Origin of the sequence: Paenibacillus tundrae (genome assembly GCF_030812775.1) — a bacterium.
Lineage (GTDB): Bacteria > Bacillota > Bacilli > Paenibacillales > Paenibacillaceae > Paenibacillus > Paenibacillus tundrae_A.
The window spans coordinates 141,998-165,751 of the sequence record NZ_JAUSTI010000014.1; the positions used below are offsets into that span (position 1 = coordinate 141,998).

The following is a 23,754-nucleotide window of genomic DNA, read 5'->3' on the forward strand; positions in this document are numbered from 1 at the left end:
ATATGCTCCTCCTTTAATGTCCCATAGCTTCGCGTTTCATGACGAAACACAGCCGATTTATTTCCCGAGAAATATCACAAAATGCGTACCAATATTCGACTTCTGTTATATATGTTGAACCATGGTGTTTACACGGAACACTCCGATGACAGAACAACCTTGAGAGTAGCGGTTATCCCCAGATTTTTTTGATTCCCTTTTCTCAAGGGAAAAATCCGGTGATAAGCGTATGCTTCCGATGTAGCTTTATTGCAGAAAGCTTTTAGGCGAGCGCTTCGCTTTTCCAGGTTTTTTCTGTCCTCTCCGTTAACGTGTAAAAAGAGGCAACTTATATCAAACCGGTTTGTTAACGGTGACGTGGCGTCCGTTTAATTGGATCAGACCCTGAGCAAACCAAGAAACAACTTCTGGATACAACTGTTGTTCGGCAGCGTGAATGGACTTACTGATGCTTTCCGCTGTAGCTCCGTGCAAAACCGGTACAGGATGCTGGGCAATAATAGGCCCTGTATCCATACCTCCATCCACAAAATGAACAGTCACACCTGTAATCTTCACACCGTACTCTAATGCTTGTCCGACAGCATCTTTGCCAGGAAACGCTGGAAGAAGTGAGGGATGAATATTAATCAATCGTCCAGCATAGCGATCCACCACGACTGAAGTGAGCAAACGCATATATCCGGCAAGAACGACCAGATCTATATTTTTCGCTTCTAACACTTCAACGATCTCTTTCTCGTAGGCTTCTCGTGAATCATAATTCTTCGGAGTGAAGAGATGGCAATCCACGCCAGCATCCTCTGCCCGCTGCACGACACGTGCAGCAGGTTTATCACATACCAGCAGTTCAACGGATGCATTCAGCCCACCGTTCCGCACTGCATCAACCAATGACTGAAAGTTACTCCCTTCACCCGAGGCAAATACAGCAATCCGGTAATTCGTCATTAAACATCCGCTCCTGTGAAGGTTACTCGCGCATCTCCTTCGGTAACACGGCCAATGATGTACGCTTCTTCACCAGATGATTTCAGTTGTTGCAGAGCTTCCGCGGCATCAGCTTCATTAACAACCAGCACAAGACCGATCCCCATGTTAAATGTTGTGAACATATCACGGTTAGAGACATTGCCCTTCTCCTGTAATAGGTTGAAGATCGGCAGAATTGGCCATGAGCCGTAGTCGATATCCACGTTTACGTTACTTGGCAACATCCGTGGGATGTTCTCAATAAATCCACCACCAGTGATATGAGCCATACCTTTTACCTTTACATTCTCCAGCAAGGACAACAATGGCTTTACATAAATCTTCGTAGGCTCCAACAGCGCATCGCCCAGCTTACCACCGAGCTCCTGCACTTCGTCCTGCAAACTCAGTCCAGCTTTCTCCAACAGCAGCTTACGTACCAAGGAGAAGCCGTTGCTGTGTACACCACTGGATGCAAGTCCAATCACCGTATCGCCAGGAGCGATAGTAGTACCGTTGATGATTTTTGCTTTGTCTACAATACCTACGGTAAATCCGGCAATATCGTACTCACCTTCACTGTACATCCCCGGCATTTCAGCTGTTTCGCCACCAATCAGCGCGCAGCCGGACTGATGACAGCCTTCTGCAATCCCCGCAACAATCGCTTCAATCTTCTCTGGAATGACTTTGTCACATGCCAGATAGTCGAGAAAAAACAATGGCTCTGCGCCCTGTACGACAATATCATTCACACACATGGCTACCGCGTCAATTCCAATCGTATCGTGGCGATCCATAGCAAACGCGATTTTCAGCTTCGTTCCTACGCCGTCTGTACCGGAAACAAGTACCGGCTCATCATACTTATCCTTGTTCAAGCCGAACAGAGCACCGAATCCACCCAGGTCTGTCATGACTTCCGGACGGAAGGTACGTTTCACATGCTTTTTCATCCGTTCTACCGCTTCGTTTCCTGCCGCGATATCGACGCCGGCGTTTTTGTATGCTTCTGACACTACCATCGCACCCTTCATCTGGTTCTATATTTCATTCCAAATATCGTATTTATATAAGTTCAACTAATGAATGTTTACACTTGCCACTCCGATGACAGAATAACCTCCGATCGCTGTTATCTCCAGATTTTTTTGATTCCCTTCTTCAAAGGGAAAATCCGGAGATAGCTTATGCTTCCGATGTAGCTTTCTGTAAGAAAGCTTTTAGCCGAACGCTTCGCTTCTTCAGGTTATTTCTGTCCTCTCCGTTCTCGTGTAAAAAGTTTAGTTGAACTTATATATTATTGTTTCATCTCTAATAAATGGTTCTGTACCAACTCAAACCCTGCCACGCCGAGCGTAATATACTGACTGTATTCTGCCGGTGAGAGATTGCGTATATACTCATCTCCATCGTACAAATGTCCCGCACATTGAAATATTTGCAGCTCCTTCTTCGCAGGAGTTAACGGAATGTTACCGATGATTCTCCATGTTCCATCTTTCAGATGTGCCGGTGACGTGAAGATCACGCTATTCTTTCGCTGCATATAAGGATAGACAAGAAATTCGCGATCTTCAAAGCTTACAGTTTCGTCATGCTGAATGCTCATCACGCCGAATGAAAATGCCTTTTTGAAGCGGCCTCTCAATGCACTTACGACCTGACATACAGCCAAACGCCCATCATGCATCGGAATCAGAAAAATATCGCCCTCATTATAGCTTTTTCTTCCCATAAGCCTAATCTCCTAACAACTACATCCGAATTTTTCTTCGCCATTGAAGTCGAGACGAGTTGGATAATCATTATCGAAACATGCAAGGCATAGTCCGCCCTTGTAGTCATCCTGATTATCTCCCTGAATGGATGTAATCAATCCGTCTGGACTAAGGAATGCGAGAGAGTCTGCGTTGATTTCACGGCAAATCTCTTCCACCGACAGTTGTGAGGCGATCAATTCGCGGCTATCCGGTGTATCAATCCCGTAAAAGCACGGATTTTTGAACGGCGGAGATGTAATCCGCACATGCACTTCCGTAGCTCCTGCGTCACGCAACATATTCACGATCCGGCGGGATGTCGTACCACGCACGATGGAGTCGTCAATCATAACTACACGTTTGCCTTCAACTACACGGCGCACCGCGCTCAGTTTCATCTTCACACCTTGCTCCCGTAGCTCTTGGCTCGGTTGGATAAATGTCCGACCTGTATATTTATTTTTGATCATACCCATCTCATACGGAATCCCCGTCTGTTCAGCGTATCCAATCGCTGCCGAGATACTGGAATCTGGTACCCCCGTAACCAAGTCCGCATCTACAAATGCCTCAATCGCCATACGGCTTCCCATCCGTTTACGGGCAGCATGTTGGTTCGCACCATTCATGTCACTGTCCGGACGAGCAAAATAAATATATTCCATCGCACACAGCGCTTTGCGATGTTTATGATGATCAAACCGATCTTCATGCAATCCGTCGGCATCCAGTACAAGCAGTTCGCCTGGCTCAATATCGCGGATTAGTTCAGCACCAATCGTTTCAAGCGCACAGGTCTCGGAGGCAAACAGATAAGCGTCCCCTAGCTTACCCATTGTCAATGGACGCAGACCATGCGGATCAGAAGCGACGAGCAACTTGTCGTTCGTCATAATCAAGAACGCATAGCCACCCACGATCCGCTGAAATGCATCCTTCGCCGCTTCCACCAAACCTTTGGAAGAACGGGCAATCAGATGGGCAATGACTTCCGTATCACTTGTCGTCTGAAAGATTGAACCGCTCTGTTCTAGTTCACGGCGGATTGTCGGTGCATTAACGATATTACCATTCGTCGCAACGGCCAGATCACCGTCACGGTATTTGAATACCAATGGCTGTGCATTGGTCAGCTTGCTGTCACCGCTCGTTGAATACCGAACGTGCCCGATTGAGATATCACCGGTTAGGGTCTGCATCAGATCCTTCGTGAATACTTCCTTCACGAGTCCCATGCCGCGATGGTAGTTAAACTGATTACCATCGCTTACACACATTCCCGCACTTTCTTCGCCCCGGTGCTGCAACGCATGCAGACCATAATAGGATAACGAAGCGGCCTCAGGGTGTCTGAACACCCCGAAAACGCCGCATTCTTCCTTTAATTTGTCGAGTCCTTCCTTGCCGGATCCTTCATTATAATAATCACCTGTCCACAACGGCCCTGTCATCAGTTCATGAGACATGGAATCGCATCCTCCCAGACCTGAGTCAAACCTCCTACAGGTTCGTTCACAGCTGATCTTCCGTTCAATTCAATCGTGAGATTACTTCCTTCTACACGTCCAATCACAGCTACAGGCACTCCGCGTTCACGTACAAATGCTTCAAGCTTACCTGCTTGCTCCGGCGAAGCCGAAAGCAAAATACGAGACTGGCTCTCACTGAAGAGTGCATGATCGCCGCGAAGTGCAGTTTCCACGTTCACTTGTGCGCCTACATTACCGCTAATGCAAGATTCAGCCAGTGCAACCGCAAGACCACCCTCAGACAAGTCATGTGCCGAACGAACAAGTCCGGATTGGATCGCTTCAAGCACGGTGCTAAGCAACACTTTTTCCGTCTGCAAGTTCAGCTCTGGTGGACGGCCTTCTGTCTGACCATGAACGGCGTATTGCAGCTCGCTGCCGCCCAGTTCAGCTTTCGTGTCACCGAGGAGGATGATGACATCTCCTTCGGATTTGAATGCTTGTGTCGTGATATGATCCGTGTCATGAACGAGACCTACCATACCGACAACTGGCGTTGGGTAGATGGAGCCTTTGGCGTTTTCATTGTACAAACTTACGTTACCGCCGATGACTGGTGTATCCAATACGCGACAAGCTTCAGCCATACCGTCTACTGCTTTTTCCATCTGCCAGAAAATATCCGGTTTCTCCGGGTTACCGAAGTTCAGGTTGTCCGTAATCGCGAGTGGCTCTGCACCAGAACATACAATGTTACGCGCAGCTTCACTTACCGCAATTCTTCCGCCCACTTCTGGATCAAGATATACATAACGTCCGTTGCAATCCGTTGTCATCGCAAGACCTTTGCGCGTTCCGCGAATTGTCACCACTGCTGCATCCGAACCTGGACGAACGGCTGTGCTTGTACGCACCATGTAATCGTATTGATCATAGACCCACTTCTTACTTGCCACCGTTGGCGAAGCGAGCACTTGTTTCAACGCACCACCGAGATCCGACACTTCGTCGTAACGAAGCGTGTCGATGGAAGCACTCGCTTCATAGTACGCAGGTACAGAAGATGGCTTGTCATATACCGGACATTCGTCAACCAGTGCCGTTACTGGCATATCGCCAACCACTTCGCCATGGTGGATCAGTTTCAGACGACCATCATCCGTAACTTTACCAACCTTGGCACAGATTACGCCCCAACGTTCAAAGATTTCCATCGCCTGTGCTTCATCCTTCGGCTCAACCACGAACAACATACGCTCCTGAGACTCAGATAGCATCATTTCGTAAGGGGTCATGCCTTCTTCACGCTGTGGCACCTGATCCAGATATAGTTCCAGACCGTTACCTGCTTTACTTGCCATCTCTGCACTCGAACATGTTAAGCCCGCAGCACCCATATCCTGAATACCCAGCACGATGCCTGTATCAATTAATTCCAGACAGGATTCCATAACCAGTTTCTCCATGAATGGATCACCGACTTGAACCGCTGTACGTTGGGATTCGGATTCTTCGGTCAATTCAACCGAAGCAAAGGTTGCTCCGTGAATTCCATCACGGCCTGTTGGCGGCCCAACATAATACACCGGGTTACCTACACCTTTAGCTACACCGCGCTGAATTTTATCATGATCAATCAGACCCACACACATGGCGTTAACCAATGGATTACCTTCGTAGCTCTCGTCAAACATCACTTCACCCGCAACGGTAGGAATACCGATACAGTTACCATATCCCGCAATACCTGCTACAACATGCTCGAACAAATATTTAACGCGATCGCTCTCCAGCTTGCCGAAACGTAGGGAGTTCAGCAATGCCACAGGTCTAGCACCCATGGAGAAAATATCACGGATAATGCCGCCTACACCTGTCGCCGCGCCTTGGTAAGGCTCAACTGCGGAAGGGTGGTTATGGCTTTCAATTTTGAAAACAACGGCTTGGTTATCTCCGATATCGACGATCCCCGCACCTTCACCCGGTCCCATCAGGACACGCGGGCCACTTGTTGGGAAGCGACGCAAGAGTGGTTTGGAATTTTTGTACGCACAGTGTTCCGACCACATTACACTGAAGACACCAATCTCTGTGTAGTTTGGCTTACGTCCCATGAATTCACAGATCAGCTCATATTCACTGTCCGACACACCCATTTGGGCGTAAAGTTTATGTTCTGCGACCTGTTCTGCTGTCGGTTCCTTAGCGGATAGCTGCTGCGTCATGCTTATCCCTCCATGCTTTCAAAATAGATGTAAACATACGTTTGCCGTCTTCTAAGCCAAGCAATGAATCTACTGCGCGCTCTGGATGTGGCATCATGCCGACCACGTTTCCGCCGATATTGCTGATTCCCGCGATATCGCCAAGGGAACCATTTGGATTGCTACCATACGTAAATACGATCTGGTTGTTTGCTTGCAAGCTTGCAAGTGTCGCATCATCGCAATAATAGTTTCCTTCACCGTGTGCAATTGGAATAATAATCTCTTCACCTTGCGTATAGTCACGTGTAAATGGTGTATCTGCATTGGCTACTTTCAATACGGTATCATGACAACGGAATTTCAGGGATGTGTTACGGATCAATGCACCTGGAAGCAAACCAGCTTCAGTCAGGATCTGGAATCCGTTACAAATGCCCAGAACATATTTACCTTGTTCAGCAGCTTTGGCTACCTCGTTCATTACAGGTGCGAAACGGGAAATGGCGCCGCAACGCAGGTAGTCACCATACGAGAAACCACCCGGAACCAGAATGCAATCATAAGCCGATAGATCTGTAGCCGTGTGCCATACATAATCAACCTCTTGTCCAATCGCGTCTTCTACTGCCTTGTAACAGTCGATGTCGCAGTTGGAGCCAGGGAACACAAGAACTGCAAATTTCATGAGATTAACCCTCCAATTCGTAGCGGTAATCTTCAACAACGGTGTTCGCGAGCAGCTTCTCACACATCACTTTCAATCGTTTCTCCGCTTCTGCACGATCTGTCGTATCCAGGTTCAGTTCCATGACTTTACCAATCCGTACACTTTCAACTTCATTGAATCCCATCGAATGAAGGGCTCCTTGAACTGCTACGCCTTGCGGGTCGAGTACGCTTTGCTTAATAGTGACATATACGGTTGCTTTGATCATGATCCTTATGTTCCTCCTCAGTAATGAACGGGATAAATGCTTTATGCTGTTAAAAAAATGATTGGCCTTGGGTGGTGGGCTCCGGGGCGGATTGTTCTGCAGGTCGCTGTTGTCCCCAGGTTTCTCTGATTCGTTTAGCCCGCTCTGCGGTCAAAACCCGGGGACAAAGGCGAACGCTTCGCTCCTTTACGAACAATTCCGCCCCTCCGCCTGATCCTACGGCGCTTTTTTGAAAGGCCTAAAACCTTTACGTTGCACGGTGGGTAGTGGCTGAGATCAAACCACTTTCGTTAAACGATTATAGATATCGACGTATCTTGCAGTTGTCGCCTCCACAACCGGCTCAGGTAATGGATCTGGCTGGCTGTTTTTGTCCCAATCCGTACCAGCAAGATACGTACGAACCGGTTCTTTGTCCATGCTGTCGATTTCGATATCAAGCGCATAGTTTTCTTTAGCCCAGAAGCGGGAAGCATCTGGCGTAAAGATTTCGTCGATCAAAATGACTTTGCCATCCACCATACCGAACTCGAACTTACAATCTGCTAGGATGATCCCGCGCTGATCACAGTAATCACGAGCGAATTCGTACAAGCGCAGGCTTTTTTCCTGAAGTTCGATAGCCAGCGCATCTCCAACCAGTTCCTTCATGCGATCCATTGGAATGTCTTCGTCATGCCCAACGTCGTTTTTAGCTGCTGGCGTGAAAATGGGAGAATCCAGCTTCGCGTTTTTGCGAAGTCCTTCCGGCAGTGTAATGCCGTTGACCTCACCGCTTTTCTCATATTGTCTCCAACCGCCCCCGGTGATATATCCACGTACGACGCATTCGATATCAATACGCTCCGCTTTGCGGGTAACCATGATACGGTCTTTGAGCAGTTCAGGGTCAGTCACAATGTCCCCCAAACGGTTCACATCCGTATGAACGACGTGATTGTCCATCATATCGCCCGTTAGCTCGAACCAATAACTACTTAGCTTATTGAGCACATTGCCCTTTTCAGGAACCGCAGGTTCTAACACATAGTCAAAGGCGGAAATTCGGTCTGTAACCACGATCAAAAAATGTTCACCCAGATCGTACAATTCACGTACTTTTCCTTTATATAACAAAGGAGCTTTAACGAGATCCGCCGCAGTGGACAACGCCATGTTGGCTCACCTTCTTTCAGGAGATATAAGGCTATAAACGAAAATTCCCATGGTCCATACTTCACTCCGCTGACAGAACAATCTTCCGATCGCTGTTATTCCCAGATTTTTTGATTCCACTTTTTCAAAGTGAAAATCCGGGAATAGCTTATGCTTCCGATGCAGCTTTCTCTCAGAAAGCTTTCAGGCGAACGCTTCGCTTCTTCAGGTTTTTTCTGCCTTCTCCGTTTCAGCGTGAACACATATTCAACTTATTTTTAGGATAAGTATTAGTTGTTTAAACCAAGCTTTTTGAAGATGGTATCTACATGCTTCAGGTGCCATGATGGGTTGAATGCATCTGCAATTTCTTCCTCGCTCAGCACTTCTGTAATTTCAGGTGTAGACTTCACGATGTCCTGGAACTGTCTTTGCTCTTCCCAAGCTTGCATCGCACGTGGTTGCACCGTATCGTACGCTTGCTCACGGCTGAAGCCTTTGTCGATCAGCTTCGTCATAACGCGACCCGAGAACGGTACACCGAAGGTGCGCTCCATGTTGCGTTTCATGTTCTCAGGGAACACCGTCAAGTTTTTCACGATATTACCGAAGCGGTTCAGCATGTAGTTTAGCAACATGGTTGCATCCGGTAGGATCACGCGTTCTACGGAAGAGTGTGAGATATCGCGCTCATGCCAGAGCGTTACGTTCTCATATGCAGAGACCATATGTCCGCGAATGACGCGGGACAAACCTGAGATGTTTTCACTACCGATTGGATTGCGTTTATGCGGCATTGCGGAAGACCCTTTTTGACCTTTAGCAAAAGCCTCTTCTACTTCTCGGAACTCACTCTTTTGCAGTGCACGCACTTCAGTAGCGAACTTGTCCAAAGAAGTTGCAATCAATGCCAATGTAGCCATATACTCCGCATGACGGTCACGCTGCAATGTTTGTGTGGAGATCGGTGCTGGCTTCGTGCCTAGCTTCTCGCAGACAAACTCTTCTACGAATGGATCGATGTTCGCGTACGTTCCAACTGCACCGGAGATTTTGCCGAACTGCACATTGTCTGCTGCATGACGGAAACGCTCTAAGTTACGCTTCATCTCTTCATGCCACAATGCCATTTTCAAACCAAACGTTGTTGGCTCCGCATGTACCCCGTGTGTACGTCCCATCATTGGTGTGTGCTGATATGCTAGTGCTTTCTCACGCAGAATTTCAATGAAGTTCACGATATCGCGTTCCAGAATCTCGTTGGCTTGACGAAGGACATATCCCAATGCCGTATCTACTACATCTGTAGAAGTCAGTCCGTAGTGCACCCATTTCCGCTCCGCGCCTAGACTTTCCGATACTGTACGTGTAAATGCGATAACGTCATGACGTGTTTCCTGTTCAATCTCATAGATGCGATCGATATCAAAAGATGCGTTCTGACGAAGCAATGCTGCTTCTTCTTTCGGGATGACTCCAAGCTCTGCCCACGCTTCACAAGCACAAATTTCAACTTCCAGCCATGACTTGAATTTGTTCTCTTCCGTCCAGATGGCTCTCATTTCGGGTCTGCTATAACGTTCGATCATGAATTTATATTCCTCCAGAGATTAGTTTGTTCAATCCATTGCAATCCTTCTTCGACATCCTGACAGAGCAGATTGACATGCCCCATCTTTCTTCCTGTTTTTGCTTCAGATTTACCATATATATGAAGCTTGGGAATAACCCCGAGTTCCATCGCTTCTGTGTCTGATTGACCCATCCGATCGATGATCCCTTCCAGGTGCTCGCCAAGCACATTGACCATAACCACAGGACTTAGCAGTGTTGTATCTCCAAGCGGCAATCCACAAATGGCACGAATATGCTGTTCAAACTGTGAAGTTGCACAAGCTTCCATCGTGTAATGCCCCGAATTATGTGGTCTTGGAGCTAGCTCATTCACGTAAAGTCTTCCATCCGCTGCTACAAACAGCTCAACCGCGAGCAAACCAACTGCTTGCATCGATTCTGCAACGGCCGCCGCCAATCTCTGTGCCTCCAGCTGAATTTCTGTTGGTACCCTTGCTGGAACAATGGATGTATGCAGAATATTGTCCACATGAATATTCTCGGCTACCGGGAAAGTCTTGATCTCCCCTTGCGTACTACGCGCGACGACTACCGAAATCTCGCAATCGAACTTAATGAACTGCTCCAGCACCAATTCCGCACCTGTGGAGGCAAGCTCTTCGTAAGCTTCAACCGCTTGGCTAGCCTCGCGAATAACTCGCTGGCCTTTGCCGTCATACCCACCGGTTACCGTCTTCAGCACACATGGGATACCTAGTTCTCGAACAGCCGCTTGCATGGTATCCAAATTGGTAATTTCCCGATAAGGGGCAACGCGCACACCCGCCGCTTCAATAGCCTGCTTTTCACGTAAACGATGCTGCGTAGTATAAAGTAGGGTACTTCCCTGAGGCACGTAGGATTCACGCTCCAGAAGAGCGGCAACACCAGCATCCACATTTTCAAACTCGTACGTGATCACGTCGCATTGCTCCGCCAATTTCCTAGCAGCAGCTTCGTCGTCATAACCCGCTTCAATCTGATGGGCAACTTGTCCACAAGGTGCATCAGCGACAGGATCAAGCGTTACAAACCGATACCCCATTGCCGTCCCAGACAACGTTAGCATACGTCCGAGCTGGCCACCTCCCAGAATACCAATCGTCGTCCGTCCAGGAAGCAGTACACGTTTGGCTTCGTTAGCCGCCTCAGACTGCTTATTTGGCATTATCATAGCTCATCACTGCTTTCTAACACTTCACGTTTAATTCGTTCTCTGCGAGCTTCAGCACGATTCCGAACTTCCTCATCAAAAGCACCGATGAACTGAGCGGCGAGTAATCCCGCATTCGTCGCCCCTGCTTTTCCAATGGCAACGGTAGCAACAGGTATTCCGCCAGGCATCTGAACAATGGACAAGAGGGAATCGAGACCATTTAATGTTTTGGACTGCACAGGCACGCCGATCACAGGCAACATCGTTTTGGCTGCAACCATGCCAGGTAAATGTGCCGCCCCGCCTGCACCCGCAATGATGACCTTGAATCCTCGATCGATGGCTTGCTCTGCATACTCAAACATTAAATCTGGTGTTCGATGAGCGGATACCACTTTTTTCTCATAGCCGATTTCTAACTCATCAAGCACCTCACACGCATGCTTCATCGTTTCCCAATCTGACTTACTGCCCATAATTACAGCAACTTGCACTGACATGAATACATTCAACTCCCGTCTGAGCTTTTTGGATAATATCACGTTCCAGCATTCCTTTTTGGTTCCACCCTCATGCTCATGGAACAAAAAAATCCGCTACCCGCGAAAACATACATTTTCTCCGGACACCGGACTCCAAGAAATACGTATCCCACATTTGGGCATGCCAAAAGGGGCTTGCTGTCCGCACTTTAATTCCATGCGACTCTCAGCCGTATCTCCTCGTAGTCCGGAAATTTACGGTTCCCGGGTAGATACTTCCGGGCCCTATCCCCGGCTTTATACGAGCAAATCTCTATATTGCAAAATTCTAGGTTCAGTCTCTTGCAAACTTCGTTTATAATCTAATAAAATCTTCAACAGCATTCGTTCCTACTCGACCTTATTCTCACCTGATCGACACATCTAACATTTTAACAATCCCCTACAGCGAATGTCAACTTAAAGACGAACATTTAACATATTGACAAATATAATGTTCGGGAATTACTCATTTCAAAGCATTCTACTAACCATTTCATTCCATAAAAGAAAGCCGGCTCCTCTTCAATCTCTCGAAGACTACCGGCTTTTCCATTGAAGTGTTGTACACTTCTACACTATTTAACGATAAGCACTGGGATTTGAGCATGCTGCACTACATTATGGCTGACACTACCCAGAACAAACTCGCGAATTCCGCCCAAGCCGCGACTACCAATAATAATGATATCCGAATCGTTCTCTTTAGCAAAATCAAGTAACACTTCGGCTGCAGCTCCTTGGATTAGATCCACATTAGCCGTTACACCAGCAGCCTTAATTCGCTCTTTCGCCTCATCGGTCGTTTGTACCGCAAGATTGTAATAATCATTGTTAAGAGATGGCGGTAGTGGAGCGAGACCCTCCCCAATAAATACACGCGGGAAATCAAAAGCATGGATTACATCAAGTACAGCATCTGGTGAAGCCTTGGCGAGTTCAATCGCGCGATCAAGTGCTTTATTTGAAGCTTTGGAGCCGTCATAAGCTACTAAGATTTTGGAAAATAACATGTGAATCCGTCCCTTCCTTATATATGTAGAACATCCGAAGCAAGCCTCGGGGTAACATCCTAATGCGCTTTAAAACCTTTTACTCCATGTCATTCTTTAAACGTTCCAGAGCTAAGATGAACCATTCATAAGAATAAATTTACATATTAACTTATGTGAGATGGATCGAACATGTACACTATGATCTAAGAATAATTAGCCAGAAAAAATTGGATCCAGTGACGGTTCATCTCCTACCATTACTGAAGAAAGTAACCATACATTACTGCATTCAGAAACAAAAGCAGAGGAATACCGATCGTGAAGCTCGGATGCTTCGTTTTGTGCCTTTTGCGATACATGGCGATCCAGACTCCAAGCGCACCACCAATGAATGCAAGCAAAAACAATGTACGTTCAGGTGTACGATCTCGACGTTGCTGTGCACGTCTCTTGTCATCGGACATCACCAGATATCCTACTACATTAATAAATATAAACCACAAGATAAGTCCAGTTTGCATATATTTTAGCAGTCCCCCTATCCCGGGACATCTCCCTGCCTCCATTATAATCCTAAGACTGGCACATGTTCAACGCGGGAAAGGGAACTGCATTAGACTGCCTATCTAGGACTCCTGTTTGGGTATCCCGTTTAGACTTGGTACTCGTTTTGCTGCTTTCTCCGGACGCACAGCGATACTCTCTTCACGGATACTGTCTTTATTTTGCTGATTATGGCGTTTCTCTGGTTTGTTATGCGGCATATGGGTATCACCTCCTAGGCTTACGTTGCCTGAAAAAGGAGGATCTTATACGAGGATGTGCCTACGCTTGGGAAGTGGTACGAATTCGCTTATCCTGTCTGTCCAAAAAATTGTAAAGTGCCCCATACAGATTAGCATCGTTCCTGAACGTACAAGCCGTAATCTTAGGACTTGCCTTATGAAATGGATTCATTTGTTTTAGTTCATCAATCGCCCACGCCAGACGCTCCAACAGAACAGGCTGCGCACTGATTCCTCCCCCAATGGCGAACAGCTCAGGATCTAAAATATATTGCAGATTCATAATCTGTACCGCTATATTCAGACAATAATTATTAAAGATTTCAGTAGCTTCCGGATCCTGTTGGTTGATAAACTCAAATACCGCTGCTCCATCGGTAGGATCTTGCAACCCTTTCTTCTCACCAATCTGCTGAACCATTCTTACTGCGGAACAATCCAGACCAAAATACGTAGCTTCTTTTGTCACAGGATCAATCTTACTCATGATGTAGCTTACTTCTCCTGCAGACAGATTAGCCCCTCGTTGCAGTTTACCGCCCACAATAATCCCTGCACCAATTCCACTTCCCAGCACGAGCACAATGGAGTCTTTCGCGTGTTTAACACTTCCCAGCCATAATTCTGCAAGTGCAGCACATTTCCCATCGTTTTCAATTGAAACGGTGATATTATAACGATCTGCAAGAAGCTTCGCCAAATTGACCTCATGCAAAAATGGAAAAAATCCGCCGTGATAAACAATGCCTGTTTCCACATCTATCGTTCCTGGACAACTAATTGCGATGCCCTGGAGGGAACTCAGTTCTCGCCCATCAATGATAGAGTATAGAACTTCCTCCAGTTCCTGAAGATTGGTTCTCCTAGTGGGTTGCTTGTCTTTATGTACGATATCCCCACTAGAGCTCATCAAAGCATATTTCACAAACGTTCCGCCTATATCCAATACTAAATACATCCTACCTACCCCTTGCCCAAAAGTTGATTTGAAAAAATAGTCTTGTCCCCAGCAATCACTCACTGGTGAACAAGACTGTCTGATTGTGTTATTGCTGCTGTGCTCTTCGATATTCAAGTTCAGCAATAATTTCATTATGCGGTTTCTCGAATTTGAAGAAAGCCATAATCAAGATTGAAAGAGCACTCAGAATAATAGGTAACCAAATATAACTGATCGTTATTGCTGTCAGAGCAGATTGAGTCTGTGTCTGGTTCGCTACATATCCTCCTGCACCAAGCATCCAAGCTGGGATGGCTGCACCTAGACCTGATCCTAGTTTGATCCCAATGCCTGAGGCAGATACAAGTAATCCCTGAGCACGTATTCCTGATTTCCACTCCCCATAGTCTACAGCATCCGCCATCAGAGTGAATAACAACCCCGCTGGAAGCCCCAATCCAATTGCGGAAATGACCGTTCCTGCAAGGATCATACTAACCTCAGCACCACCAAGCCAGATCATCAACAGACCGATAATATTAATGATAATTCCTGCAATTACAACTTTACGCTTACTGAAAAACTTGGTTAAGAATGGGACTAATAGTATGCCAATGAGTGTCATCATCCCAAGCGTATTGACCGTCGTCACTAGATCCTTTCTCCCTAGATTGTACGTAATATAATAGATCCCTGCGGAGAGCTTGATAATATACATTGTGAAAAATACTAATCCAAGCAGCGCAACCACGACCCAAGGTTTGTTTCCTTTGAGCGCTTTCAAACCTTCCCGTAGTGGAACAGCTTCATTCCCAGAAGCACTCTGTACTCGTTCTCTTGTGTTGAAGAAGGTGATCAAAAACATAATTACACCAACAACCGAGAAGATTGTCATTGTATAGAAGAAGCCTTTTTGCTGATCTCCTCCTCCAAAGTACGCGACTAGTGGCAGCAAGCTTAAGTTCACAATCAGACCACCGATCTGACCACCGAACATACGAAATGTATTGGCGACCGTTCTCTCTTGAACATCGCTGCTCATACTAGATAACATCGTAGTCAGTGGATTATTGACCGCTGCATACAAAACACTAGAGGCAATATAGAAAATATAAGCATATACCAGTTTGCCTGATTGACTCAGGTCAGGCCCCATGAACAACAACACTGAAGATAACGCAAATGGAATACAGAACCATAATATCCATGGTCTCGATTTACCCCACTTGGTATTGGTTCGGTCGATGAGAACTCCGAAGATGGGACTATCAATCATGTCTACAAACCGCACGATTAACATCATCGTACCTACAGCAGCAGCTCCCAGACCAAAAACATCAGTAAAATAAAAGGTGAGATACGTTGTGATTACAGTATAAATGAGGTTAGAAGCAACATCCCCTAGACCGTAACTAACTTTTTCTTTCAACGGTATTTTATGGGTCTTGCTAGATTTACCTGAATGGATCTCCGTTACCCGTCTTACGACTTCTTCGTGAACAGCCATATATGTGCCCTCCTTAATTAAGCGTTTTCATTGTTGTGAGTGTAAGCGTTCATTCCTCGCTAATTTTTTAATTCCCATAGAATTGAGAATTCGCTTATACTTATGTACTCCATATTAGAAAGCGCTTTATTTTTCTAATTGAAATATAAATCAATTCTATATATATTTATGGTATTAATTTGTGATAAATGGTATTAATCGCGTATTTAACGAGGGGGCTATACTGATGTTATCTGACCCACATCTTCAATGGATCTTCCATTCCATCTATGACTCTACCCGTATCCCAACTTTTTATATTACGGATGGTTCGGAACTGCTACATGGCTTTACCAGCACTCACACCTCTAAGTCCAACCAAACAAAGCTATCTAGAGAGCTCGTGGTTCATCTTCTCTCCATTCCTCTCTACAAGAAAATTCATCTTGCCTACATTAACAAACAAGCGGATAAATTGATCCTCATGCCGATCTCCACGAAGGAGGGGCAGGGTCGCCTCATTTTATGGCCTAATTCTCAGAAATTCTTAGATAGCAATATGATCGATCAACAACTTGATACAACTGGATCAGCGGTAGATCACAGGCAGTTAATCAGTGCGGCTATACTGGCTCACTACCTATTGCATAATGAAATGTTAGATCTGGAGCAGGTCATTGAAGACAATCAGAATGTGGTCAACAACAAAACGGAGGATGTGCTTGATCTTTCATTGCTTGAACAGCGGGAAAATGGCTTGTATCATAAATCGTATTTATCGGAGAGGAAAATTTTTGAACAAGTTCGTCTAGGAAATAAGAAGAAGATGTTGCTCTACCTGAAACAACATATGGAGATTAACGGGGTGTACGGCATATTATCCAAGAACGATAGTCTTCGGAGTAAAAAGAATCTAATTATTTCGGCTATTGCCATAGGAACTCGGGCCGCTATTGACGGTGGATTATATTCGGAGGTCGCTCTTACCCTTAGCGATACATATATACAACAAATTGAGGGTGTACCTCGGATTGAATCCATCCACCCTTTTCTCGAAGACATTCTTGTTGATTTTACCGAACGAGTAGAGAAGGTTCATCGCGCTCACTTTTCCAAGGATATCCTGCTATGTCAGGAATACATTTTCAATCACCTTTATGATGATCTCGATCTAGATGTACTTGCCAATCATCTTCAAATAAGCCCCTCCTATCTCTCCCGTAAATTTAAGGAAGAGACTGGAGAGGCTCTGAAGATTTTTATCCAGAAACAGCGCATTGAAGAAGCGAAGAATCTCATTGTTTTCTCGGACTATCAACTCAGTGAAATTTACCCCTTATTGAATTTTTATGATCAGAGTTATTTCATTAAGGTATTCCGGAAGCATACAGGGCTCACACCTAAACAGTATCGTAACCGTTTTGTAGTCAAACCATCTCAATAGAATTCAATGTGGCGATTGGTATTCTAAGGATTCTAAAATAGATGGAGGCTCCTGCACCTTTAGTTCCCTTTCTTCTCCATAGCCGCCTTCAGCAGATCTCCGAGATTGGAACCGATGGATTCCTGTTTCGCATATTGTTTCACCAGTTTTTGCTGTTCGCGTTTGTTCACATGCTTCTTGTCCTTATCCAATGTTTCGGTGATTCCACATGGCAGGCATTGTACGTATAGACCCGCTTTGCCTTCCTTGATCTCCATCTTTTTGTGACACTGCGCGCAGCGGCGGTTCGATAATCTCTTCTCTGCCGAGCGGCGATAACCACAGTCCTCTGTAGGACAAACTAAGAATTTGCCGCGTTTTCCTTTTTTCTCAAGTAAACGTGCATTACAGTCAGGGCAGTGACTATTGGATACATTATGAGGCTTATATTCGGCCTTACTGCCTTTAACCGTTGATACTAGTTCTTTCGCCATCGAACGAATGCTGTCGAGGAAGGGTCCTGGCTTGCCTTGTCCGCGAGCAATTCGCTCAAGTTCAGCTTCCCAGCGTGCGGTCAGTTCCGGAGTACGAAGCTGCGGAGCGGCAAGCTCAATTAGCTGTTTTCCTTTACCTGTTGGATGCATGCTGTTGCCTTGACGATCAATCGTATCGGAGCTAACCAGCTTCTCAATGATATCTGCCCGTGTAGCTGGTGTGCCAAGCCCATGCTTCTCCATCTGCGAGAGCAGAGCTGCTTCGGTGTACCGTTTAGGCGGCATCGTCCGCCCACTCTTCACATGACAACGCTGAACGGTTACAGCCTGTCCTTGCTGCACATCAGGCAGAAGCACACGCTCCTGGTTAGCATCATCATCTGTACGGTCATCGTCATCATCGCTATAATCTCCGCCATATACTTCACGCCATCCACTGTCTTTCACGGTTGTGCCTTTGGCATGGAATGAATCGTTGCCAACCTGAACGGTGATTGCTACAGAATCGTACCTCGCTGCTGGATAGAACAAGCTGATGAAACGACGCACAATGAGATCATACAGTTTACGTTCCTCTGGACTAAGCTGATTCAATAGCACGGTCTGCTCTGTCGGTATAATGGCATGGTGGTCTGTCACTTTACTGTCGTCCACGATGCGCTTCGTGATATTTAGGTTTTTGCGCAGCAAAGGACGTGCGATAGAGGCATAAGGACCAATAGCTACACTCTCCAGCCGCTCTTTCAACGTACCCACCATGTCAGAGGTCAAATAACGGCTGTCAGTACGCGGATACGTAACGAGTTTGTGCTGTTCATACAAGCGCTGTAGAACATTCGATGTTTGTTTGGCAGAGAAACCGTATTTTCTGTTGGCATCTCGCTGTAGCTCTGTCAGATCGTACGCTAGTGGATGCGGCTCTACCTTTTCACTTTTCTTCACTTGAGCAATCGTGCCTTTACGCCCTTCGATCCGTTGCTTCAATTGTTGCATTTCCTGTGGGTCAAAGATTCGAGAGTCCCCGCCACTTGCCCGCCAAACAGCCTGAAAACCGCTCAGTTCTACCGTCAGTGTCTCATATTCTTGAGAGCGGAAGCCGTTTATTTCATTTTCTCTATCCATAATCATGCCCAAAGTTGGGGTCTGAACACGACCAGCTGATAATTGGGCATTGAAACGAACAGTCAGAGCACGCGTTACATTCAGTCCAATCATCCAGTCTGCTTCCGCACGGCAGCGTGCAGATTCATAGAGACGATCGAATTGACTGCCTGGCTTCAGCGATGCAAATCCATCCTTAATCGCCTTATCTGTCTGAGAAGAAATCCACAAACGTTTAAAAGGCTTCTTCCACTGTGCCATCTGCATAATCCACCGAGCCAGCAATTCTCCCTCACGCGCGGCATCTGTAGCGATGACCAATTCGCCAACATCCTGACGTTTCATTAATTGCTGTACCGCTTTGTATTGATGATTCGTTTCCCGAAGCACTTTAAGCTTGGTACGCTCCGGTAGAATCGGTAGATCTTCTAGATTCCATGTTGCATACTTTTTGTCGTAATCCTCTGGCTCTGCAAGACCTACAAGATGGCCAAGTGCCCAGGTTACGATGTATTTTGGCCCTTCAATATAGCTTTTATGTTTATCACGCGCTCCCATAACTCTGGCTATTTCGCGTGCGACAGACGGTTTTTCTGCGAGTACCAATGTCTTCACTTCATATCTCTTCCTTTCTGGCAAAACGTTAAGAGGTTTTTCAAACTGACCTTTTTGAACATGTACTCAAAGTTCTGCTGTTTCTATTTTTCCATTATATCATTTCACAGTGGAGGTATGCTTTGCGCTTCTAAATCAGCTCAATACTTCTTATACCCGATACTTCATATAACATTGCTTACAACCAAATGCGTTATATATGTTATATGTATGTTACATTTTTAAGGAATATATAAATTTATATCTTTTATTAGCACATGAAAACAAGAGTATTTGTAAGAAATCCTCACGTAAAATTATTATGTATACGTTTTTTTCGATAAATATTAACATTGTAAGATTACCTAACATGCATATAGAATGTGCAAAAGCATATGTTCACAAATTACTTACACACATCAACTGAGACACAGGAAGGGAGCGTGGATGCATGACTTATCATGGATCTGTATTTAGAAAAGGTGGAGCATTGTTAGTAGCAACTGCTGTCGTCACTACAACTTGGGGAGGGACTGCGGTACCTTCAGCGTTTGCTGCAACTGCAGCTCCGACAAGTAAAACATCTACAGCAACGACCTCCACTGCCAAAGCACCAGCTACTGCCGCAACATTCGTAGGAGCCATGGAAGAAGCGGCTACACTTGCAGGTGTGCCCTTTACGATGGACAAGCTCTCCGGCACAACCATAAAGCGCAAAGATGCTGCCGTAGCCTTGCAACAATGGCTTAACCTCGACTCTGCTACAATTTCCTTCAAAGACGTGCCCGAACAAGCTGATTATGCTGATGCTGTAGCCGCTCTGAATGCTGCTGGGTTGATGAAAGGTTATACCGATACCCTCTTCCTACCTCATGCCATACTTACGGAGAACGACGTCGCTGTATTAAAAGACCGCATATATAATTACATAAAACCGTTCGTTCTGGAAGAAGCCACAATAATGGATCTCCAGACGGCGATGACGCAAGGCAAACTGACATCCAAAGAGCTCGTACAACAATATCTGGATCGTATCGAAAAATATGATGATCAAGGCGTTAGCCTCAAAGCTGTCCTGACAATAAACCCAGATGCACTGCAAATCGCTGAGCAGTTGGACGAAGAACGAGCGGCTCAAGGTGCCCGCGGGCCTCTGCATGGCATCCCAGTCTTAGTGAAAGACAACTTCGATACCAAAGATATGCCAACCACTGCCGGTTGTATCTGTCTGAAAGACTCCATTCCCGCTCACGATGCTGAACAAGTGAAGAAACTCAAGACAGCAGGAGCTATTATTTTAGGTAAAACGAACCTGCACGAGTTCGCATTTGGTATTACGACATCCAGCTCCCTAGGAGGACAAACGCTTAACCCCTATGCGCTGGATCACTATCCAGGTGGTTCTAGTGGCGGAACAGGCGCTGCAATTGCTTCAAACTTCGCTGCTGCCGGCTTGGGTACAGATACAGGTGGCTCCATCCGTATTCCGTCCAGCTTCAATAGTCTCGTAGGTATTCGCCCAACGATCGGACTATCCAGTCGTGAAGGTATTATTCCACTGGCGTTGACGCAGGATGTTGGTGGACCTATGGCTCGTACAGTTAGTGATGCTGCGATAATGCTGGATGCTACTGTAGGTTACGATAAAAAGGATGTGGCTACTGCTTACGCTGTAGGCAAAATCCCTTCCAGTTACACAGACTTCCTTGATGTTAATGGATTGAAAGGCGCACGTATTGGTATAGCTCCAGAACTGATCCCAAGCACCAAAGCAGAGGAAAAGGCTGTAGCTGACGTCATTCACAATGCCGTGGAGGAACTTAAATCACTTGGTGCTACCGCAGTTCCAATCTCCATCCCGAACTGGGCCGAGATTAATAAATACCCAAGCCTTAGCGGGTACGAATTCAAATTCCAGTTAAATGACTACCTTGATTCTTTAGGCGAGGATGCTCCTTATCACAGTCTATCTGAGATCATCGCTTCTGGACAGTTCGATAAAGCGCAAGAGCAATCCATGAAAGCGCGAGATGCACGAGAGACGTTAGAGACGACAGAATATAAGGACATCGTCCTAAAACGTACTCAAGTTACACGTGAGTCACTACTGAAAGTCATGGCGGATCATAACCTGGATGCCATTATCTATCCTACATCCACACAGGCTGCTGGCCTTATTGGTGAAGGACAAACTTCCGGTGGTAACAACCGACTTAGTCCATTCTCCGGTTTCCCGGCAATTACAGTCCCAGCAGGATTCACAGCTGACGGCCTACCTGTAGGAATCGAATTCCTGGGACGTGCGTTCGATGAAAGTACTCTCATCAAGCTCGCTTATAGCTATGAGCAAGGTACTCATCACCGTCAAGCGCCTAAGCTGACGCCGTAACTTTTTTACCGATTTAGTCCGCAGCTACTCTGCTATCATTATATTTAGTCATATGTGATTGACCAGCTTTATTATTTAAAAGATACACATACTAAACTATGGCTTATGGTAATGTAGAAATAATAATGAAAACACGCGATTAATCCATTACCCTATATGTCTGATCAACAACTCATACTCAAATTAGGGTTAAATGATATCACGGAAAAAGTATTACCGAAAAATAGAAAGCTGGGGTACTGCTCTACATTGAGCGGTACCCCAGCTTCTTCGTTATAATGTAATGACTGTTGCTTGAAACTAGGCTCTGTCTGGCACGCCCCATTTCAGGACGAGACCCGAATAAGTTAAGCCACCTCCGAATCCGAACAACGCCACTCGTTGGCCATGCTTCAGTTTTCCTTCATCCACTGCTAGCTGCAACGCAAGCGGGATGGACGCAGCAGATGTATTCCCCCGGTATTCCATACTGGTTAACGTTCGTTCCAAAGGAATCGGGCCACGCTCGCAAACTGCCTCAATCATTCTCATATTGGCACTGTGTGGCACAAACCAGTCAATCTGCTCAGGCTCTAGTTCTGCCTTCGTGATGAGATGGCTTAATTGTTCGGGAATCATGCGCACAGCCCATTTGTAGATTTCTCTACCGTTTTGAACAAGGCTCCCCTCGACCTTCAAAGGTAACCCGTTCATCTCGGACGACAAACCACTCTTATATAAATGAACCCCGCCTTCTCCGTGTGTTCCTGAGATTGCTGCCATAAAGTCGCCTTCTTCATCAGATCGTTCCACTAAAAAGGCACCAGCTCCATCCCCAAATAACACACAGGTTGTGCGGTCAGTGTAATCCGTAATTTTAGATAAAGTCTCTGCCCCAATCACGAGCACCTTGCGATACATCCCACTTGTTACCAAGCTATCTGCCATTTGCATACCATACGTAAATCCTGCACAAGCAGCATTTAGATCAAGTACTCCGGTATGCGGAATGCCAAGATTGGCCTGTACTCTGGAAGCTGAACTTGGAAAGGCATATTCAGGTGTGCTGGTTGCAAATAGAATCATATCCACATCATTTACGTTAACCTGGTAACGACCAATCATATCTTCGACAGCTTTTGTAGCCAAATCAGATACATATTGGTTTGCATCGGCGATTCGGCGTTCTCTCATGCCAGTACGCTGTACAATCCATTCATCGCTCGTATCAACCATTTTCTCCAGATCAGCATTACTTAGGATGCGCTCTGGCACATACGTTCCGAATGCAGTGATTATTGCTTTGGATTGATTCATACTAGCACCTCCGTTAGTGTTTTTATTATTATAGCACCTACTATTAGTATCTGGTACTAAAAAATATTAAATAGCGGTGATCATTCCAAAATGGAATATAACAAGAGCTATTCATTTTAAATGAGAACGACCGTTTTGATCTATAATCCAACCATTTTGTTACTATATCTCAAAAAGCCCTTAAGCATTCATAACCCGATTTGGGATAGTTTGAATTTAATCTTATGGTTACGGGTACTTGCACGGTCTTCTAATCCGACATGAGGTTTACTACATAAATACAAAAAAACAGCCCAATCCAAGATCAGGCTGTTCCAAAACATAAATAAAAACCACCACCGAATAACATCGGCAGTGGTTCTTTGCTTGGCGGCGTCCTACTCTTCCAGGACCCTGCGGTCCAAGTACCATCGGCGCTAGAGGGCTTAACGGTCGTGTTCGGGATGGGTACGTGTGGAACCCCTCCGCCATCGCCACCAA

At 46.0% G+C, this 23,754-nt stretch carries 20 protein-coding genes, 1 rRNA gene and 1 riboswitch; of the genes, 2 read left to right on the top strand and 19 right to left on the bottom strand.

Translation table 11 applies throughout. The features are described from left to right. Positions 1-333 precede the first annotated feature (333 nt). The 16 genes from purN to J2T19_RS21675 all read right to left on the bottom strand — a co-directional run bounded on the left by purN (position 334) and on the right by J2T19_RS21675 (position 15,998). The gene (gene purN, locus J2T19_RS21600) at positions 334-951 is read right to left on the bottom strand and encodes a phosphoribosylglycinamide formyltransferase (protein WP_307219430.1); all 618 of its coding nucleotides are present in this window, start codon (positions 949-951) and stop codon (positions 334-336) included. Continuing rightward, a complete protein-coding gene (gene purM / locus J2T19_RS21605; protein ID WP_307219474.1) occupies positions 951-1,991 on the bottom strand; it encodes a phosphoribosylformylglycinamidine cyclo-ligase in 1,041 nt (346 codons plus the stop codon). The genes purN and purM overlap by 1 nt, the downstream gene beginning before the upstream one ends. Positions 1,992-2,272: 281 nt before the next feature. After that, a complete protein-coding gene (locus J2T19_RS21610) occupies positions 2,273-2,710 on the bottom strand; it encodes an immunity 26/phosphotriesterase HocA family protein (RefSeq protein WP_307219432.1) in 438 nt (145 codons plus the stop codon). Between the two features lie 12 nt (positions 2,711-2,722). Continuing rightward, positions 2,723-4,201, bottom strand: a complete 1,479-nt coding sequence (purF, locus tag J2T19_RS21615) for an amidophosphoribosyltransferase (protein ID WP_056692989.1) — start codon at positions 4,199-4,201, stop codon at positions 2,723-2,725. After that, complete coding sequence (gene purL, locus J2T19_RS21620) at positions 4,186-6,429, bottom strand: phosphoribosylformylglycinamidine synthase subunit PurL (RefSeq protein ID WP_307219436.1); 2,244 nt, start codon at positions 6,427-6,429, stop codon at positions 4,186-4,188. Before purL ends, purF begins: the two co-directional genes overlap by 16 nt. Further along, complete coding sequence (gene purQ / locus J2T19_RS21625; RefSeq protein ID WP_307219438.1) at positions 6,407-7,096, bottom strand: phosphoribosylformylglycinamidine synthase subunit PurQ; 690 nt, start codon at positions 7,094-7,096, stop codon at positions 6,407-6,409. Before purQ ends, purL begins: the two co-directional genes overlap by 23 nt. A gap of 4 nt (positions 7,097-7,100) precedes the next feature. Further along, positions 7,101-7,346: a phosphoribosylformylglycinamidine synthase subunit PurS gene (gene purS, locus J2T19_RS21630; RefSeq protein ID WP_017690695.1), complete on the bottom strand. Its 246-nt coding sequence runs from the start codon at positions 7,344-7,346 to the stop codon at positions 7,101-7,103. 276 nt (positions 7,347-7,622) lie between these two features. Continuing rightward, positions 7,623-8,501: a phosphoribosylaminoimidazolesuccinocarboxamide synthase gene (locus J2T19_RS21635; protein ID WP_307219440.1), complete on the bottom strand. Its 879-nt coding sequence runs from the start codon at positions 8,499-8,501 to the stop codon at positions 7,623-7,625. 269 nt (positions 8,502-8,770) lie between these two features. Beyond that, a complete protein-coding gene (gene purB / locus J2T19_RS21640) occupies positions 8,771-10,069 on the bottom strand; it encodes an adenylosuccinate lyase (RefSeq protein ID WP_307219442.1) in 1,299 nt (432 codons plus the stop codon). Then, complete coding sequence (purK, locus tag J2T19_RS21645; protein WP_307219444.1) at positions 10,066-11,262, bottom strand: 5-(carboxyamino)imidazole ribonucleotide synthase; 1,197 nt, start codon at positions 11,260-11,262, stop codon at positions 10,066-10,068. The genes purB and purK overlap by 4 nt, the downstream gene beginning before the upstream one ends. Before the next feature lie 2 nt (positions 11,263-11,264). Further along, positions 11,265-11,750 (bottom strand): 5-(carboxyamino)imidazole ribonucleotide mutase, encoded by a 486-nt coding sequence (gene purE / locus J2T19_RS21650; protein ID WP_307219476.1) that lies wholly within the window; start codon positions 11,748-11,750, stop codon positions 11,265-11,267. Positions 11,751-11,955: 205 nt separating this feature from the next. After that, positions 11,956-12,057: riboswitch (purine riboswitch) on the bottom strand. Between the two features lie 292 nt (positions 12,058-12,349). Next, positions 12,350-12,784 carry a universal stress protein gene (locus J2T19_RS21655; RefSeq protein ID WP_307219446.1) on the bottom strand — a complete coding sequence of 145 codons (435 nt, stop codon included), beginning with the start codon at positions 12,782-12,784 and terminating at the stop codon, positions 12,350-12,352. Positions 12,785-13,023: 239 nt separating this feature from the next. Beyond that, positions 13,024-13,287, bottom strand: coding sequence for a DUF1294 domain-containing protein (locus J2T19_RS21660; RefSeq protein ID WP_056693006.1), 264 nt, complete (start codon positions 13,285-13,287; stop codon positions 13,024-13,026). 105 nt (positions 13,288-13,392) lie between these two features. Continuing rightward, a complete protein-coding gene (locus J2T19_RS21665; protein ID WP_200956133.1) occupies positions 13,393-13,530 on the bottom strand; it encodes a hypothetical protein in 138 nt (45 codons plus the stop codon). 61 nt (positions 13,531-13,591) lie between these two features. Further along, positions 13,592-14,509, bottom strand: coding sequence for an ROK family protein (locus tag J2T19_RS21670; protein WP_307219450.1), 918 nt, complete (start codon positions 14,507-14,509; stop codon positions 13,592-13,594). 88 nt (positions 14,510-14,597) lie between these two features. Continuing rightward, entirely contained in the window at positions 14,598-15,998 is a 1,401-nt protein-coding gene (locus J2T19_RS21675; protein ID WP_307219452.1) for a glycoside-pentoside-hexuronide (GPH):cation symporter, read from the bottom strand. Between the two features lie 226 nt (positions 15,999-16,224). Between J2T19_RS21675 and J2T19_RS21680 the strand changes: the two genes are divergently transcribed. After that, positions 16,225-17,421 carry a helix-turn-helix domain-containing protein gene (locus J2T19_RS21680; RefSeq protein ID WP_307219454.1) on the top strand — a complete coding sequence of 399 codons (1,197 nt, stop codon included), beginning with the start codon at positions 16,225-16,227 and terminating at the stop codon, positions 17,419-17,421. A gap of 59 nt (positions 17,422-17,480) precedes the next feature. On the opposite strand, the gene J2T19_RS21685 is transcribed toward J2T19_RS21680, so the two are convergent. Beyond that, on the bottom strand, positions 17,481-19,610 hold the full coding sequence (locus J2T19_RS21685; RefSeq protein WP_307219456.1) for a DNA topoisomerase III: 2,130 nt from the start codon (positions 19,608-19,610) through the stop codon (positions 17,481-17,483). Positions 19,611-20,040: 430 nt separating this feature from the next. Between J2T19_RS21685 and J2T19_RS21690 the strand changes: the two genes are divergently transcribed. Next, a complete protein-coding gene (locus J2T19_RS21690) occupies positions 20,041-21,978 on the top strand; it encodes an amidase family protein (protein WP_307219458.1) in 1,938 nt (645 codons plus the stop codon). A 300-nt stretch (positions 21,979-22,278) separates the two neighbouring features. On the opposite strand, the gene J2T19_RS21695 is transcribed toward J2T19_RS21690, so the two are convergent. Continuing rightward, positions 22,279-23,274 carry a ketoacyl-ACP synthase III gene (locus tag J2T19_RS21695; protein ID WP_307219461.1) on the bottom strand — a complete coding sequence of 332 codons (996 nt, stop codon included), beginning with the start codon at positions 23,272-23,274 and terminating at the stop codon, positions 22,279-22,281. Positions 23,275-23,638: 364 nt separating this feature from the next. Then, positions 23,639-23,754 (bottom strand): 5S ribosomal RNA (gene rrf / locus J2T19_RS21700).